Here is a 16,735-nt window from a genome sequence, read left to right as displayed (position 1 = left end):
ACAGTGATTTATGCCCATTTTAAAAATGTTTTGAGCTCACGCAGACGGGAATAATATTATTGAAATAAGTTAAAGCATTTTTTTGAAAAAGCTTGTAACTTTTATAGGGAGTTTATCGTCTAAGTATTAGGCTTGCAAAACTGGGGTTGTAATCATTTTTTAAAGGCAGGTAAAATTCTGTCACCAAGTTGATATATGCAAAAAGGCAAATTTGTAGTATATTGTTAAGTGGTTGAAAGGAGCATATCACCAATGAACAAAACAGAGACACCATTAATATCAATCATAACCCCGGTATACAAAGCTGAAAAGTACTTAGGTGAAACCATTCGTTCCGTTAAAGAACAGACTTATGAAAACTGGGAACTCATCTTGGTTAATGATCAATCACCTGATAACAGCAGGGACTTGATTTTATCTTTTGCAGAAGAAGATTCAAGGATACGCTTGATTGACTTGGAAGAAAACAGCGGGGCTGCAGTTGCTCGGAATACCGCAATCAACGCTGCAAATGGCCGGTACCTGGCTTTCCTGGACAGCGATGATCAATGGCATCCTGAGAAGCTCGAGAAGCAGCTGGAATTTATGCAAAAGAATAAAATAAGTTTTTCCTTTACAGGTTATGAAATCATTGAGCAGGATGGCAATAAAACCGGTAAAATTGTTCAAGTGCCTGAAAAAATCAACTATAATCAGTTATTAAAAAATACAATCATTGGGTGTCTGACTGTAATGCTGGATAAAGATAAAATTGAAAGAGTGCAGATGGTCAACATCAGAACAAGACAGGATCTAGTATTGTGGCTTGATATTCTCAAGCAGGGCCATACTGCATATGGAATTAATGAAAGTCTAGCCTATTACCGAAAAGTAGAGGGATCCATCTCCAGTAATAAGCTGAAAGCCGCCAAACAGAACTGGAAGGTATATCGTGATATTGAAAAATTATCTTTGCCCAAAGCTCTCATTGCCTTTGCAGGATATGCCTATAATGGATACAAAAAAAACTAATGTAATCAACGTTTCAACTGATACTAAGGAATAGGGATTCTCAATTTTATCTTGACAAAAATCAGTATTAAGTAGAGAATATAGACGAATATAGACAATAACTGATATATTCATCCAAAACTTGAGGTGAAATCGAAAATGGCAATTGATCGTGCAGAAATTTACTATAAGAATTATTCCAATTATAGAGAAAATTATGCAGACAAACAAATAAATTTAGATGATAAAAGAATGTACCTTGCCCTAAAACGATTTGTGGACATTATGATTTCAGCTGTTGCATGTGTAGTCGCTCTTCCGATTATCTTGCTCGCTGTAATCGCAATCCGTTTAGAATCCAAGGGGAACCCTTTCTTTATACAAGAAAGAAGTGGATTAAACGGTAAAAAGTTTAAGATAATGAAGCTTCGTTCCATGCGAGTAGACGCAGAAAAGAATGGACCGCAGTGGGCGCAGAAAAATGATACCCGTGTAACACAAGTAGGAAAGTTCATCCGCAAAACGAGAATTGACGAGCTTCCTCAGTTATACAATGTGTTAAAAGGTGATATGAGTATCTTTGGACCAAGACCGGAGAGACCGATGTTTGTCGAACAGTTCAACAAGGAAATTCCTGGTTTTGAAAAGAGATTATTGGTTAAACCAGGTCTGACAGGATGGGCCCAGGTTAATGGCGGATACGATATTACCCCAGAAGAGAAGTTAAAACTTGATTTATACTATATCGAAAACATGTCTCCTTCATTGGACACTAAAATTATTTTGAAGACACTCAAAGTTCTTTTAACTGGTGAAGGCGCAAGATAATCCAGCTCAAAAACACTTCCGTTATTTTTAAATAGCGGAAGTGTTTTTGTTTTCTTTTACATCTCACCGGCTTCAATGATTGCCTGGAAACAAAATAAAAAACCCGCCGCACTAATAAGTGCAGCAGGTTTACTCATCATGTATCCTGTTCCAGGTGCTGGCTAAGTTCTGTTTGCAGCTCTGAAAGCTGCGCTTCGTCCGGACGGAAATAATAAATTCCACCTATATAGTCATCGGTACCGCCTAAAGTAAGCTTCTCAATCTTATCTGAGCTGAAACCAGGGTACTTTCTTTGAATGGCAACTGCATGCGTGACCCGCATGTTTGTCTGGATGTTATCACCTACATGCTCTGCTACATCATCCAGCTTTGAAAGTGATGACGGGGAGAGTAGTTTATCAATAACTGCCATCATTACTTGTTTTTGCCTGTCACCACGACCGAAATCACCTCGTGGATCCTGTTTTCTCATACGTGCGTAGGCAAGGGCTTCTTCACCATTAAGTGTCATTTCCCCTTCAGTAAAATAAATCATTTGTTTATCTTCATCGCTTTTCTCGGAGAAGTCGAATGGAACATCTATTTTAACGCCGCCAACTTCATCAATAATGTCTTTAAACCCGCTGAATCCAACCGTTACATAATAATCAATGGGAATATTTAATAAATTTTCCACAGATTCAATTGTGGCTTCCTTTCCTCCAAAAGCATAAGCGTGGTTTATTTTATCCTTCTCGGCTTTTCCTGGAATTTCAGCCAGGGTATCCCTTGGAATGCTCAACAATTTAACTGTTTGGTCAGATGGATTGAAGGTGGCGACCATCAGTGAATCTGTCCTGCCATTTTGCCCCCCGCTGGAGTAATCTTCCACACCCATTATTAAAACAGAGAAGGGATCTTTACTGACTTCGACCGCTTCTTCCCTCAGCTTGGACTTATCACCTCTGTCCAATTGGTTAAACGACTGATTTGCGGCATCATACGCACTGTATAATATATAACCGCCATACGCACCGGCCCCCAATAGAATGAGACCAAAAATCATAATGATCCTCTTAATGCGCAGCCTTCTTCGCCTGCGGTTCTTATTTTCATATCTTTCCAAAATAATCACTCCTGAATTGAGTATTGCCTTCAGTAGTATATATCTTATTAGTATATACATCAATAAAGTAAAAGATTAAAAATTATTACAGTTCGGTTTCTAAATAATGAAGGTTCTCTTCAGAGATTTCTCCTTGACCGTTTGTAAGCTCCGTCATCCATTCGACAAACGCTGTCTTCTTATTTTCTTCAACAAAAGTTTCAATTTCTACGGCATCCAAATAGTTGATTCCTTTAAGAGGATAGATAGAAGAGCGAATCTCATTTTCGACTTTTCCCAGCCACGTATAGTCGATTTTTGTCTTCATCACCCGCATCAGGGTTCTTTCGACAACTCCAATTGCATTGAGGCCCTCTGAGACTGATTTTCCATAGGCTCTGATTAACCCGCCGGCTCCCAACTTGATCCCCCCGAAATAACGTGTCACGACGACTACAGTATCCTTCAAATCCCTCTTCTTTAGAACCTCCAGCATGGGAACGCCAGCTGTTCCGCTCGGCTCGCCGTCATCATTTGCTTTTTGTATGAGGTTATGTTCGCCTATCATGTAGGCGGAACAATTATGGTTGGCATTCCAGTGCTCTTTTTTTATTTGCTGGATGAATTCCTGTGCTTCCTCTTCTGATTCAGCACGTTTAATATGAGCTATGAAACGCGAACGTTCAATGGTTATTTCATGTTCTCCCGTTTCTTTCACTGTTAAATACTTTTGCAGCAAAGTAATACTCCTCTCTACTAGGTTTATCTATAATTAATCAAGGGTAATAAATCACAATTCGACAAATTGCTCATCTTCCATTTTACTATACATAATCACACAACGCATTAACGAGTTAAACTTTAACGCTTTAAAGCAATGGGGGACAGTCCCCCATTGCTTTAGAGTGCTAAAGCGGAATGGGTTTGGGGAATAATATGTAATGAAAGTTTAATGTTCGACAAAATATGACATGGTATAATAGACATAAAATTAGCTCGCTTAAGCGGCTTTTTGAAATATGCCTAAATGAATAAAGGATTTCTTATAGATTTTATGGAATTTTTACTTTAGGATAATGGAGGAAGTTCCATAGGAAATTAGGCGTGGTAATCCGTCAATCGATTTATGCCTATTTATTCATTTCAGCGGGAGAGCTAACTTTTAACTATTTTGAAATAGTAATGAAATAAATTCCATGTACAATGTACTTGTTACTAGGAGGAGGGTCCCCGTGTCAATTAGAAAGGTGAACACCAAGATGCTGGATAATATTTTAGAGCAGATGATCGACACGGTCGGCCGCAGTAAGAATGATGTTTTTGAAATCGGCGAACAGTGTCGAAATGATTATGAATCAATCACTGAAGAATTAAAAGTAATTAGGGAATCAGTCTATAAGGTCATCAAAGAAGGTGACGAACTTGAACGGAAGTCCAGGTTTGCAAGAAAAAGGCTTTCAGAAGTAAGCCAGCACTTTCAGAATTTTTCTGAGGAACAGGTCAGAGAGGCTTATGAAAAGGCACATGACCTTCAAATGCGGCTGTCATTGAACCGCCAGACTGAAACGAGGCTTCGTGAGCGCCGGGACGACCTGGAAAGGCGGATTCGTAATTTAGAGGAAACCATTGACCGGGCAGAGCATTTAAATTCCCAGATTTCTGTGGTCCTCAATTATTTAAGCAGTGACTTAAGGCAAATGGGTGCAGCACTTGAAGATGCTAAAGAAAGACATGATTTTGGACTTCAGATTATAGAGGCTCAAGAGGAAGAAAGGAAAAAGCTTTCCCGGGAGATTCATGATGGTCCGGCGCAAATGCTGGCTAACGTATTGCTTCGGTCTGATTTGATTGACAGAGTTTATAGGGAAAATGGTCCTATGGAAGCTCTTGGAGAGATTAAGGATCTTAAACAAATGGTCCGTTCGGCACTATATGAAGTCCGCAGAATTATTTATGACCTAAGACCGATGGCCTTGGACGATCTGGGTTTGGTTCCGACCCTCACAAAATACTTAAGTACTATCGAAGAGTATCATAAGAGTACAAATATAAGGTTTGTGAATGTCGGTCAGGAAAAAAGGCTTCCACCCAAGTATGAAGTGGCATTATTCAGGCTGATTCAGGAATCGGTCCAAAATGCTTTGAAGCATTCTGAAGCCACAGAGATACAGGTGAAATTGGAAATTAACAAAGATAAAGTAACAGTCATTATTAAAGATAATGGTAAAGGATTCGATACTAAACAAAAGAAAAGCGGGTCCTTTGGAATCATGGGCATGAAAGAACGGGTGGAAATCCTTGATGGGGAAATGAGCATCGATTCAAAAGTCGGTTCAGGAACCCTTATCCTTGTCCAGGTTCCATTATCAGCATAAATTTTTTCTCGTACACATAGGGAGGCGAAATCATGGCAACGAACATTGTCATTATAGACGATCATCAGTTATTTCGAGAAGGGGTAAAACGCATCTTAGAATTTGAACCAACTTTTAATGTATTGGCAGAGGGAGACGATGGCTCAGAGGCTATGGAGCTGGTAGAAAAACATAGTCCCGATGTTGTATTGATGGATATCAATATGCCGGAAATCAATGGTGTAGAGGCAACTCAACAGTTGATCGAAAAGCACCCTGACACTAAGGTCATCATTCTTTCCATTCATGATGATGAAAATTATGTAAGTCATGCACTAAAAACAGGAGCACTCGGCTATCTATTGAAAGAAATGGATTCCGAAGCACTGATCGAAGCGGTTAAGGTAGTGGCTGCAGGTGGTTCTTATATCCATCCGAAAGTTACACATAACCTAATCAACGACTACCGCCGTTTGGCAAATACACAGGAAACAGGCGGCTTCAAGCAAAGCGAAGTAAGGCGCCCGCTGCACTTGTTGACTCGCCGTGAGTGTGAGGTACTTCAGATGCTGGCTGACGGAAAGAGCAACCGCGGTATCGGGGAAGCTCTGTATATCAGTGAAAAAACAGTGAAAAACCACGTAAGTAATATTCTGCAAAAAATGAATGTAAACGACCGTACTCAGGCAGTTGTAACAGGGATTAAAAATGGCTGGGTGGAAGTTAGATAAATTAATGGGACGAGCTCTTAAATCAAGGGCTCGTTTTTTTTGTGTGGATTTTAAACAAATAGGCTGTCCTCATAAAACAGCCTGTTTGTTAATGCTTCCTCCGCGCAAAGTCAACAAACCGGAACTTGTCCAACCTGTGCCGCGATTCAGTATATTGGAAGAGCGTCGTATCTTCCAGATGCACGTAGTTCTTCACGACAACCACATGGTCGAAACCTGCTAGGTCAAGATAGGAGCGGTCTTCTTCTGTACATTTCTCCACGACGATTTCTTTTTTTGCATAGGAAATAGGGAGCTTCATTTCATTTTCCAGGTATTCATAGATAGAACTCTCGCAAATTTCCTTTGTCAGCAGAGGGACATTCTTTTTCAAGAAGTAGTCTTTATCAAGGATGATACGCTCGCCTTTGATATTGCGGGCCCTTACGACCTTCCAAACCTCTTCGTCCAGGCTGCAGCCGAGCTGTGTTGCCAGTGCTTTATCCGGCTTGATCAGGCCGAAATCATAGACGATTGTTTGGGATTCCCCTCCCAGCGAACCCTGTAGTTCCTTAAAGCTGACAAGTCCCGAAATCGGGAAACTCAGTTTTGACACATCCAAAACAAGGGATCCTTTTCCGCGGATTTTTTGGATGAACCCTTTCTGGGAGAGGAGGGTCAGCGCCTTGCGGATGGTTTCCCGTGAGGTTTCATAGAGTTCTGAGAGTTCGTTTTCAGATGGAAGCGTTTCGTTGGCCGGGTAGGTCTCATCTTGGATCTTATCCGCCAGTTCTTGATATATTTGCATATATTTATTGTTTTTTGTCATAATATCACCATATTTATTTTACCATACTCAGGTATTTTCAATAAGAACTTGAGAGTTTTATGATTTTTCAGGTAAAATGGAGATATCGCATATTTTAGAAAAGGGTGAAGGATTTGACTACACAGCTTTGGAAAAAATTCATGATTGGTCTTGGAGTGAGCAGCCTTCTGCTTGCAGGCTGTAACAATAATGAAGGAACTGAAAATACGGACAAGCCTGAAGATAATACTCAGGAGGAGCAGACTACCGAGGAAACTGCTAATCCATATGAAGAGGAAACAGCTCAAATCCTGGATGATGCTCAGGAAATGGAAGAAGCATCAGATATTCCTGAAGAAGAAAAGCAGGCCATCATGGATGCGTTTAATGAATATATTGAGTCTTTCAACGATGAAGATGTTGAACGATACATGGCTACACTTTCAGAGACACCAGTCAACTTTACGCTGGAAGAGGAAGAAGCAGCCGTCAACAATGTATTCAGCAAACTCGATGTAAGAAGAAAAGCTTCAAATGTGAAAATCGTTAACTATCAAGGAAAAAAAGCAGACGTTTATGCTGAATTGGAAGTAACTACGAAAGATCCTAACAGTGACCGCCAGGCGACTACGCACGGCAGACAATTGACAATTTTCCAGAAGACAGATGAGGGCTGGAAGGTGTCCATGATCAGGGTTATGCAGGATCCTGAGGAAAAAGCGGCTGAAAGTGAGTCAGAGTCTGATTCTGAATAATTTGAGGAAGTGCCAGCTTATTGCTGGTGCTTTTTTTGTGGGAAGGACGCTCAAAAAAATACCCGCCAAAATCAGCGGGTATGAGTAGTTATTTTGTTAGTCGATATACAACCGATTCATATGGACGAAGTTTGATGAGCTCAAGGTCCGTTTGGCTGTCATCATAGTTGGATATCAGGATTTCACTGCTCCAGCCATCGATGTCCAGTTCATCGTTCGGCAGGTCGAAGACGGTTTTATTACCGTAGAAGTTGTTGACCACAAGCAGCTTTTCGTTTTCTCCGTTGCGTACATAGGCGAAGACATCTGCGTGTTCCGGTGTCAGCAGCTGATAGTCGCCGTCTGTGATGATGTCGTGTTCTTTTCGCAAAGAGATCAGTTTTTGATAGTGATAGAAGATGGAGTTTTTGTCTTCTAATGCTTTCTCTGCGTTGATTTCAGGATAATTGCGTGCTACCGGAATCCAAGGAGTACCGTTTGTGAAGCCTGCATTTTCGCTGCTATCCCATTGAACCGGTGTACGTGAATTGTCACGGGATTTATGACGAAGGATTTCCAGGATTTCTTCCTCGGATTTCCCTTCCTCTTTTAAAATGTTGAAGATGTTGATCGACTCAACATCACGGTATTCTTCGATGCTTGTGAATTTGGGGTTTATCATCCCGAACTCTTCACCTTGGTAGATGTAAGGTGTTCCCTGCATCATATGGATGGTTGTTGCAAGCATTTTCGCTGAAAGGTTGCGGTACTCCCCGTCGTTGCCATACCGTGACACGATACGCGGCTGATCATGGTTGCACCAAAACAGGGCATTCCAGCCGCCGCCTTTGTGCATTTCACTCTGCCATGTAGACAGGATGTCTTTCAGCTGCAAGAAATCAAAGTCTGCCACAGTCCATTTTTCGCCGTTCGGATAATCGACTTTTAAATGGTGGAAATTGAATGTCATGCTCAGTTCGTTGCGTTCAGGGTTTGAGTATTTTATGCAGTTCTCGATGGTTGTCGAGCTCATTTCACCGACAGTCATGATGTCGTAATTTGAGAATACTTCTTTGTTCATTTCGTTCATGAATTCGTGAACGCGTGGGCCGTCCGTGTAAAACTTGCGTCCGTCTCCCGGTGCCACTGAACCGTCATCGTCAGGGAAGTCCTGGTCCTTGGAAATCAGGTTGATGACATCCAGGCGGAAACCGTCGACACCTTTATCGAGCCAAAATTTCATCATGTCGTATACTTTTGTGCGGAGTTCTTCGTTTTCCCAGTTCAGGTCAGCCTGTGTGACGTCGAACAGATGAAGGTAGTATTGGCCTGTCTCATTGTCATATTGCCAAGCGTTGCCTCCGAATTTTGACTGCCAGTTTGTCGGTTCCGATCCGTCTTCCTTGCCGTCATGCCATATGTAGTAGTCACGGTAAGGGTTATCCTTGGATTTGCGGGATTCGATGAACCACTCGTGTTCAGTTGAAGTGTGGTTCACAACAATATCCATGATGATCTTGATGCCTTTGTCATGGGCTTCAGATAATAGTTCGTCGAAGTCTTCCATCGTTCCGTACTCTTCATGGATGTTAAAGTAGTCGGCGATGTCGTAACCGTTATCGCGCTGAGGTGATTTGTAGATCGGTGTCAGCCACACGACATCGACGCCCAGCTCTTTCAGGTAGTCCAGTTTCTCGGTAATTCCTTTGATGTCCCCAACACCATTGCCTGATGTATCATTGAAACTCTTTGGATAAATTTGATAAACAACCGATTTCTTCCACCAAGGTTGCTGTTTTTTCATATTCATAACACCTGCCAGAAAGTATTTTGTTATTGTGCTTTAATACGTTAACGTAACAGGGGACTGTCCCCCATTGCGGTAGTGTGTTAAAGGGTGAAGACGATGCCTTCGTAGGGCTGCAGTTTCATTTGTTTGGTTAGTTTTGCTTCGCCTTTGTAGTTGCGAATGAGTGAGCTCGCATTTTCGCTTACGACTTCTTCAGGGAGTTCGACTTCCAGGTCTTCGCCGTAGAAGTTACAGAGTACAAGGAGTTTTTCGTCTCCCAATGTCCTTGTGTAAGCATATAGTTTTTCGTGATTAGGCAAGATCAGGTCGTATTTTCCGTATACGATGATGTCATACTGTTTGCGCAGCACAATAAGTTTTTTATAGTAGTTAAAGATCGAATCTTCATCGTTGATCTGTGCTTCTGTGTTGATTTCCTTATAATTCGGGTTGACGGCAAGCCAAGGCTGACCGGATGTGAACCCGGCATTCTCTGATGCATCCCATTGCATTGGGGTACGGGCATTGTCCCGGCCTTTTACATAGATGCTTTCCATTGTCTTTTCTACAGGTTCGCCGGCTTCCGCCTGTTCCTTGTAAAAGTTTAGTGTTTCAATGTCTTCGTACTCATCAATTGAGGAGAAGTGGACGTTGGTCATGCCGATTTCTTCCCCTTGGTACACATAAGGTGTTCCTTTCATCATGTGAAGGATGGTTGCCAGCATTTTCGCTGATTCCTTGTGGTATTTCCCGTCATCACCAAATCTTGAAACGACGCGGGGCTGGTCGTGGTTATTAAAGTAAAGTGAGTTCCAGCCGTCTTCCTCCAGAGCTGTCTGCCAGTGAGTCAGGTTTTCTTTTAAATCAGGGAGATAGAGGGGCTTTAAATCCCATTTCCCGTTTTTGCCGTTATCCAAGCTCATATGGGAAAATTGGAACACCATATTCAGTTCGTCACGGTCCTCACCAGTGTACAAGCGGGCCTGATCTGGGTTGACGCCGGGCATCTCTCCGACTGTCATGATGTCATACTTGGAAAGGACTTCACGGTTCATTTCCTGGAAGTAGTCATGAATCTTCGGACCATTGCGGTAGTATTTGCTTCCAGAAGCGTACTTTTTCCCGGGTTTCACTTCATCATCAGGGAGGCCTTCCACCTTGGAAATGAAGTTGACGACGTCCATGCGGAATCCGTCGATGCCTTTATCTAGCCACCATTTCATCATCTGATAAACTTCTTCGCGCAGCTCCGGGTTTTCCCAGTTGAGATCAGGCTGTTTTTTCGAGAAAAGATGGAGGAAGTACTCACCGGTTGCCTCATCGTATTCCCATGCAGAACCTCCGAAATTGGAGCCCCAGTTGTTCGGCTCTTTGCCGTCTTTCGGCTTGCGCCATATGTAGTAATCGCGGTAAGGGTTATCCTTCGACTTGCGGGATTCCACGAACCATTTATGTTCATCGGAACTGTGGTTGACGACAAGGTCCATGATCAGTTTCATGCCGCGGTTGTGCATTTCCTTTAAAAGAAGATCCCAGTCATCCATTGTACCGAATTCATCCATGATGTCCTGGTAGTCGCTGATGTCATAGCCGTTGTCATCGTTTGGTGATTTATAAACGGGGGAGAGCCATACGACGTCGATACCGAGCTCTTTTAAATAATCAAGTTTGGAGATGATTCCCGGGATGTCACCGATGCCGTCGCCGTTCGAGTCCATGAAACTGCGTGGATAGATCTGATAGACAACACTTTCTTTCCACCATTGTTTTTGCATGTTTCCCACTCCTCTAGTCTTCATAGTGATAGTATGTATTGTTTGAATGTTTTTATATCCGTTGCTGCTTAGAAAAGGGTGTTGATTTCAGCTGCAGGGGCGCGACTCCGCGGGGCGGGCGTTGAGCCTCCTCGGCTGCGCCTGCGGGGTCTCACCTGTCCCGCTAATCCCGCAGGAGGTCGCACCTCCTTCCACTCCAATCAACATGGTATGAGAACGAAAAGGATATTGTTTTATGTTGAAAATATGCTTTCTTAGACGAGTTGACTCTTGCTCTTATTTGCAATCAGCTCTGAACTGAATAACATTAAACACCCTTAGAAAAACAAAAGAGAAGAGCCGGTGCGAGCTTGGGCCGGCACCGATTCTTCTTCATGAAAATGTGTTAGTTCTTTTTAGAAAACTTGGAAAGCACAAGTGTCAGTACGAAAGGTACGATTAGTGCTACAAGCATACCGATTGCGAAGATTCCCCATTGTGTTGATGGAATCGAGAAGAAGGCAGGGATACCGCCGACACCGATGGATGGTGCGATGACATTTCCGACTGTGATGATCAGGCCGGCAATCGCTGAACCAGTGATCGCAGCGATGAATGGGTATTTGTAACGAAGGTTGACCCCGAACATCGCAGGCTCTGTAATACCAAGCCAAGCAGATACCCCAGAAGATACCGCAAGACCCTTAACTTTTTCATTGTGTTTCTCAACGATCAGCATAGCGAATGCTGCTGCACCTTGGGCAACGTTTGAAAGGGCAACCATCGGCCATAGGAATGTTCCGCCGATTGAACCGATCAACTGAAGGTCTACCGCAAGGAAAGTATGGTGCATACCTGTGATAACAAGCGGTGCGTAAAGACCACCGTAGATAAGACCGCCAAGTGCCGGTACTGCATCAAAGATAGCTGTAACGCCGTCTACTAACCATCCACCAAGTGTGAATGTGATAGGTCCGATGACGGTGAAAGCCAGGAAACCTGTGACTAATAATGAAATCGGGGCAACCGTAAGCAATTGGAATGCATCCGGAATACGTTTTCGAAGCCAGATTTCAATTTTTGCCAATACCCATGAAGCCACAAGGATAGGCAGGACCTGTCCTTGATAACCAACTTTTTCAACGGTCAAGCCAAGGAGATTCCAAGTCGGGATTTCGCCGGATTGCTGTGCGCTCCCGTAACCCCATGCATTAAGCAAATCAGGGTGAACAAGCATTAAACCAAGGACCATACCGAACAGCGGGCTTCCGCCGAAACGGTTAAGGGCACTCCACCCGATTAAACCAGGCAGGAATACGAAGGCCGTGTTGGCAATCAAGTTGATGATCGAAGCGATATCAGCCCATTGCGGGAAAGCTTCGACAACACTTTCATCCATGAAGATTCCCGGCTGTGTCAGGATATTGTTGATCCCCATCAATAGACCGGCTGTAACGATCGCAGGCAGAATTGGAATAAAGATGTCTGCGAGTGTTTTTACCGCCTGTTGAAGCGGATTCATTTTTTCGGCAGCTGCATTTTTTACATCCTGTTTAGAAGCTTCCTGAACTCCGGTTTCTTCCGCCAGGATTTTATAAGCTTTATCAACAACTCCCTGTCCGATGACAATCTGGAATTGTCCGTTAGTAGAGAAGGAACCTCTGACAAGATCAATATCTTCCAGGCGTTCTTTGTCTACAAGACCCTCATCATTCAATACAAGACGAAGGCGGGTCACACAGTGCGTGGCAGTATGGATGTTCTCCTTCCCGCCGATCGCTTCAATAATTTCGCGTACAGATTCTCTATTTACGCTCATGGTTTTCCCTCCCGTACGGGGTTTTTCCCCTTGTTTTCAAAGTTGCGCCTGCTGCAGTTCATGTTATGAAAAATAATTTCAATTACTATTGTGTGAAGAATGAACCAATCTATCCATTCAAATATTCCCCGGTAACTGCAGATTAAACAACCAAGCAAAAATAACGCTTACAAATAACGCTTACATTTTTTAACGACTTGTTGTATATACAAGTTATGAGATTATTGTATTCCTGTATATACAAGTTGTCAACACTTTGGTGACAGGCACGCCCCGGTTTTTGTCGTACGATTTCCTTGGCAAAACAAAAAAAGCCTGTGAAAATCCTTTGAATAAAGGGCTTTCACAGGCTTTAGTTTATTAAAAATTACCAAATTCTATCGACATATTTCGAGGCGTGACTGTCACGCACTAAATCCTCTTCACAGATATCGCGTTCCGCATCTTCTTCAACGCGTTCTGCCCTTCTTTTTCCCGCTTCAGCATGACACTGACATACAGGGCATCAAAGATGGATAGCTGGGCGATACGGGAAGAGAGGGCTTCGGATCGGTAGTCGGTTTCTTCTGAAACAGTATATAAGGAAATGTCCGATTTTTCGCTGAGCGGCGACTTCGCGAAGTTGGTGATCGCAATCGTCTTTGCCCCTGATTCTTTCAATACTTTCATAACCTGCAGGATATCTTTCGTAGATCCTGAATGAGAGATGAGTACTGCACAATCCCTTTCGGTCATCTGGGAAGCCGTCATTAATTGAATGTGGCTGTCGGTTGAAGCATGGACACGCAGTCCCGTCCGGATGAACTTATGATAAGCATCCATGGCAACAATCCCTGATCCGCCGCTTCCAAAGAATTCAATATTGTCCGCAGTCACCATGGCATCGACTGCTTCCTGGAATTGATTTTCTTTTAAAACCATCAACGTATCTTCAATCGTCTTCATATTAGAACGGAACACTTTTGATGCGATTGTTTGAGGTGTGTCGCTTTCGTCGACATTCTCATGGATATCACGCATGGGAGTGACAATTTCCGCGGCAAGGGCAATCTTCATGGACTGATAGCCTTTGAAACCGATTCTTTTACAGAAACGGAAAACAGTTGAATCGGCAACACCGAGTGTATCGGCAAGGCCGTTTATAGTTGAATGAATAATATCTGTAGGATTGTTTAAGATATAATTGGCAATTTTTTTCTCTGTATCACTGAACTGGGAGTAATGTGATCGAATACTCGCCAAGCAGTGCTGGTGATTTTTCTTCATGTTTCTCCACTCTCCTGAAAGGGTTTTCATAATTCTATTATACAAGAAAAGAGGAAAAGAAAAAAATATTTTTCTGAAATCGCTTGCAAAAAGAAAAATATTTTTTATAATAGAGTTATCGCGAAAATAATTTTCATAAAACAATTTTTCAACTGAGGTGTTATTAATGCAAATCGGCATGATTGGTTTAGGAAAGATGGGATATCAGCTCTCCCTGAACCTCACAGATCATAAACATAATGTTGTCGCTTTCGATTTGAACGAAGAAGCGATGAAAAAAATTTCCACAGAAGGAGTTCAGACCGCTTCTACTATTGAAGAACTCGTTTCTAAATTAGAAAGACCAAGAACAATCTGGATGATGGTCCCTGCGGGTGACGCAACAGAGTCTGTCTTTGGACAAGTTCTTCCTCATCTTGAAGAAGGCGACCGCATCATCGACGGCGGAAATGCCCACTACAAAGATTCTTTAAGAAGAGACGAGCAGGCTGTTGAAAAAGGTGTTTACTTCTTCGACTGCGGTACAAGCGGCGGAGTGGATGGAGCACGATACGGTGCCTGCACAATGGTCGGCGGAAATGCAGAAGTATTCAAAGAGATCGAGCAAATCTTTTCTGATATCTCCGTTGAAAACGGTTACCTTTATACAGGCAGAGCCGGCAGCGGTCACTTCCTGAAAATGGTCCACAACGGCGTGGAATACGGAATGATGCAGGCGATCGCTGAAGGCTTTGATATTTTAGAAAAAAGCCCGTTCGATTACGAGTACGAAAAAGTGGCGCGCGTTTGGAACAACGGTTCTGTCATCCGCTCTTGGTTAATGGAACTGACCGAGAACGCGTTCTCCAAAGATGAAAAGCTTGAAGGCATCAAAGGTGTCATGCATTCTTCAGGTGAAGGAAAATGGACGGTTGAAACGGCTCTTGATCTTCAGACAGCTGCACCGGTCATCGCGCTGTCACTGATGATGCGCTACCGCTCTTTGGAAGACGACACCTTCACAGGTAAAGTCGTTGCGGCGTTAAGAAATGAATTCGGCGGCCATGCTGTTGAGAAAAGTGATAACTAATTAATACTGCGGTGCCTGGCACAAAAAGAGTATTTTGAGCCAGGCACCAAATTAAAACCCATTATAGCAAGCGTTTACAAACTATTAATCTACTATACTACTTAGGGAAGGCAGGAATAGACAATGTCAGATCAAATGTTAATTCTTGTGGCATTAGCAGGTATTTTTCTTCTATTATTCTTGGTTATTAAAACAAAGCTTCACGCTTTCGTAGCTTTATTGCTTGTGAGTTTGATTGTTGGTATCGCGGCAGGCATGCCGTTAAATGAAGTCGTTGGTTCGATACAAAGCGGAATGGGTGGCACCCTCGGATTTGTCGCCGTTGTTGTTGGTTTAGGTGCAATGTTCGGCCGTATGCTTGAGGTATCAGGCGGTGCGGAGCGTCTGGCGCAGACGATGATCAAAAAGTTTGGCCAGGACAAAGCGCAGTGGGGCCTTGGTATTACAGGTTTCCTTGTAGCAATCCCAGTATTCTTTGATGTTGGTTTCATCATCTTGGTGCCGATCGTTTACGGTCTGGCTAAGAAAACAGGAAAGTCTCTTTTATACTATGGTATCCCGTTGCTTGCAGGTCTTGCGGTAACACACAGCTTCATCCCGCCGACTCCAGGACCGATCGCGGTTGCTGATTTACTTGGAGCAGACCTTGGCTGGGTAATCCTGTTCGGTTTCCTTGCGGGTATTCCGTCCATGATCATTGCAGGTCCGCTTTTTGCAAAATACATTGCGAAGAAAATTCATGTTGTTGTTCCTGACTACATGGATGCTGATGAAGAAAAAGTTTACGATAAAGATCTTCCAAGCTTCAAGCTTGTGGCGTCACTTATTTTCATTCCATTAGTATTGATTTTATTGAATACGGTTTCAGGTGTACTATTAGAAGAAGGAAACACAATCCGCAGTATCTTAACGTTCCTGGGTCACCCATTCGTTGCGTTGACAATCGCGACACTGATGACTTTTACATTCTTGGGAACAAAACGCGGTTACTCGCGTCAGGATGTAGCAGATATTGCTACGAAATCTCTTGAGCCTGCCGGGATCATCATCCTTGTAACAGGTGCCGGTGGTGTGTTCAAGCAAGTATTGATCGACTCTGGTGTAGGACAAGTCCTTGGTGATATGATGGCTGGATCCGCTCTGCCGCCGCTAGTGCTGGCATTCTTGATCGCAACAGTTGTCCGTGTGGCACAGGGGTCTGCGACAGTATCAATGGTTACAGCAGCAGGTCTGATGTCTCCATTAATCGCGACTCTTGGACTTGAAGGCCCGATCCTTGGCTTGATGGTTATCTCGATCGCAGCCGGTGCGACAGTATTCTCACACGTGAACGACTCAGGCTTCTGGCTTGTGAACCGTTACTTCGGTTTGGATGTAAAAGATACATTGAAAACTTGGACGGTAATGGAAACATTGATCGGTTTCGTCGGATTCGGTGTGGCGATTATTCTATCATTCTTTGTAGCATAATATAATCAATTCAAAAGAAAGGAAGGGCGAGCAATCGCCTCTTCCTTTTCTGCGTACGGG

The 16,735-nt window shown here is 43.1% G+C and carries 14 protein-coding genes; 7 read left to right on the top strand and 7 right to left on the bottom strand.

Annotation, left to right across the window (positions count from 1 at the left end):
* Positions 1-252: 252 nt before the first annotated feature.
* Both ACOJQI_RS20290 and ACOJQI_RS20285 read left to right on the top strand, forming a co-directional pair.
* Positions 253-1,011 (top strand): glycosyltransferase family 2 protein, encoded by a 759-nt coding sequence (locus ACOJQI_RS20290; protein ID WP_421381504.1) that lies wholly within the window; start codon positions 253-255, stop codon positions 1,009-1,011.
* Positions 1,012-1,149: 138 nt separating this feature from the next.
* Positions 1,150-1,818 carry a sugar transferase gene (locus tag ACOJQI_RS20285; RefSeq protein ID WP_421381502.1) on the top strand — a complete coding sequence of 223 codons (669 nt, stop codon included), beginning with the start codon at positions 1,150-1,152 and terminating at the stop codon, positions 1,816-1,818.
* A gap of 136 nt (positions 1,819-1,954) precedes the next feature.
* Here ACOJQI_RS20285 and ACOJQI_RS20280 read toward each other — a convergent pair whose 3' ends face one another.
* Positions 1,955-2,923, bottom strand: coding sequence for an LCP family protein (locus tag ACOJQI_RS20280; RefSeq protein WP_421381500.1), 969 nt, complete (start codon positions 2,921-2,923; stop codon positions 1,955-1,957).
* 85 nt (positions 2,924-3,008) lie between these two features.
* Complete coding sequence (locus tag ACOJQI_RS20275; protein ID WP_421381498.1) at positions 3,009-3,641, bottom strand: YigZ family protein; 633 nt, start codon at positions 3,639-3,641, stop codon at positions 3,009-3,011.
* A gap of 493 nt (positions 3,642-4,134) precedes the next feature.
* Here ACOJQI_RS20275 and ACOJQI_RS20270 point away from each other — a divergent pair, with 493 nt between their 5' ends.
* Positions 4,135-5,277, top strand: coding sequence for a sensor histidine kinase (locus tag ACOJQI_RS20270; protein ID WP_421381496.1), 1,143 nt, complete (start codon positions 4,135-4,137; stop codon positions 5,275-5,277).
* 29 nt (positions 5,278-5,306) lie between these two features.
* On the top strand, positions 5,307-5,987 hold the full coding sequence (locus ACOJQI_RS20265) for a response regulator (protein ID WP_421385524.1): 681 nt from the start codon (positions 5,307-5,309) through the stop codon (positions 5,985-5,987).
* An 88-nt stretch (positions 5,988-6,075) separates the two neighbouring features.
* Here the strand turns inward: ACOJQI_RS20265 and treR are convergent, their stop codons facing one another.
* Positions 6,076-6,795, bottom strand: coding sequence for a trehalose operon repressor (treR, locus tag ACOJQI_RS20260; protein WP_421381494.1), 720 nt, complete (start codon positions 6,793-6,795; stop codon positions 6,076-6,078).
* A gap of 113 nt (positions 6,796-6,908) precedes the next feature.
* Here treR and ACOJQI_RS20255 point away from each other — a divergent pair, with 113 nt between their 5' ends.
* Positions 6,909-7,529: a DUF3225 domain-containing protein gene (locus ACOJQI_RS20255; RefSeq protein WP_421381492.1), complete on the top strand. Its 621-nt coding sequence runs from the start codon at positions 6,909-6,911 to the stop codon at positions 7,527-7,529.
* 88 nt (positions 7,530-7,617) lie between these two features.
* On the opposite strand, the gene treC is transcribed toward ACOJQI_RS20255, so the two are convergent.
* The 4 genes from treC to ACOJQI_RS20235 form a co-directional block, all read right to left on the bottom strand.
* The gene (gene treC, locus ACOJQI_RS20250) at positions 7,618-9,312 is read right to left on the bottom strand and encodes an alpha,alpha-phosphotrehalase (protein WP_421381490.1); all 1,695 of its coding nucleotides are present in this window, start codon (positions 9,310-9,312) and stop codon (positions 7,618-7,620) included.
* 86 nt (positions 9,313-9,398) lie between these two features.
* Positions 9,399-11,072 carry a glycoside hydrolase family 13 protein gene (locus ACOJQI_RS20245; protein ID WP_421381488.1) on the bottom strand — a complete coding sequence of 558 codons (1,674 nt, stop codon included), beginning with the start codon at positions 11,070-11,072 and terminating at the stop codon, positions 9,399-9,401.
* A gap of 385 nt (positions 11,073-11,457) precedes the next feature.
* A complete protein-coding gene (gene treP, locus ACOJQI_RS20240; RefSeq protein WP_421381486.1) occupies positions 11,458-12,870 on the bottom strand; it encodes a PTS system trehalose-specific EIIBC component in 1,413 nt (470 codons plus the stop codon).
* Between the two features lie 411 nt (positions 12,871-13,281).
* The gene (locus ACOJQI_RS20235; RefSeq protein ID WP_421381484.1) at positions 13,282-14,136 is read right to left on the bottom strand and encodes a MurR/RpiR family transcriptional regulator; all 855 of its coding nucleotides are present in this window, start codon (positions 14,134-14,136) and stop codon (positions 13,282-13,284) included.
* Positions 14,137-14,302: 166 nt separating this feature from the next.
* Between ACOJQI_RS20235 and gnd the strand changes: the two genes are divergently transcribed.
* Together gnd and ACOJQI_RS20225 are read left to right on the top strand one after the other, a co-directional pair.
* A complete protein-coding gene (gnd, locus tag ACOJQI_RS20230) occupies positions 14,303-15,205 on the top strand; it encodes a phosphogluconate dehydrogenase (NAD(+)-dependent, decarboxylating) (RefSeq protein ID WP_421381482.1) in 903 nt (300 codons plus the stop codon).
* A 123-nt stretch (positions 15,206-15,328) separates the two neighbouring features.
* Positions 15,329-16,675 carry a GntP family permease gene (locus tag ACOJQI_RS20225; protein WP_421381480.1) on the top strand — a complete coding sequence of 449 codons (1,347 nt, stop codon included), beginning with the start codon at positions 15,329-15,331 and terminating at the stop codon, positions 16,673-16,675.
* Positions 16,676-16,735 lie beyond the last annotated feature (60 nt).

The organism is Bacillus salacetis (assembly GCF_049177075.1).
Classification (GTDB): domain Bacteria; phylum Bacillota; class Bacilli; order Bacillales; family Bacillaceae_B; genus Rossellomorea; species Rossellomorea salacetis_A.
This window is presented reverse-complemented; position numbering and strand designations above follow the sequence as displayed.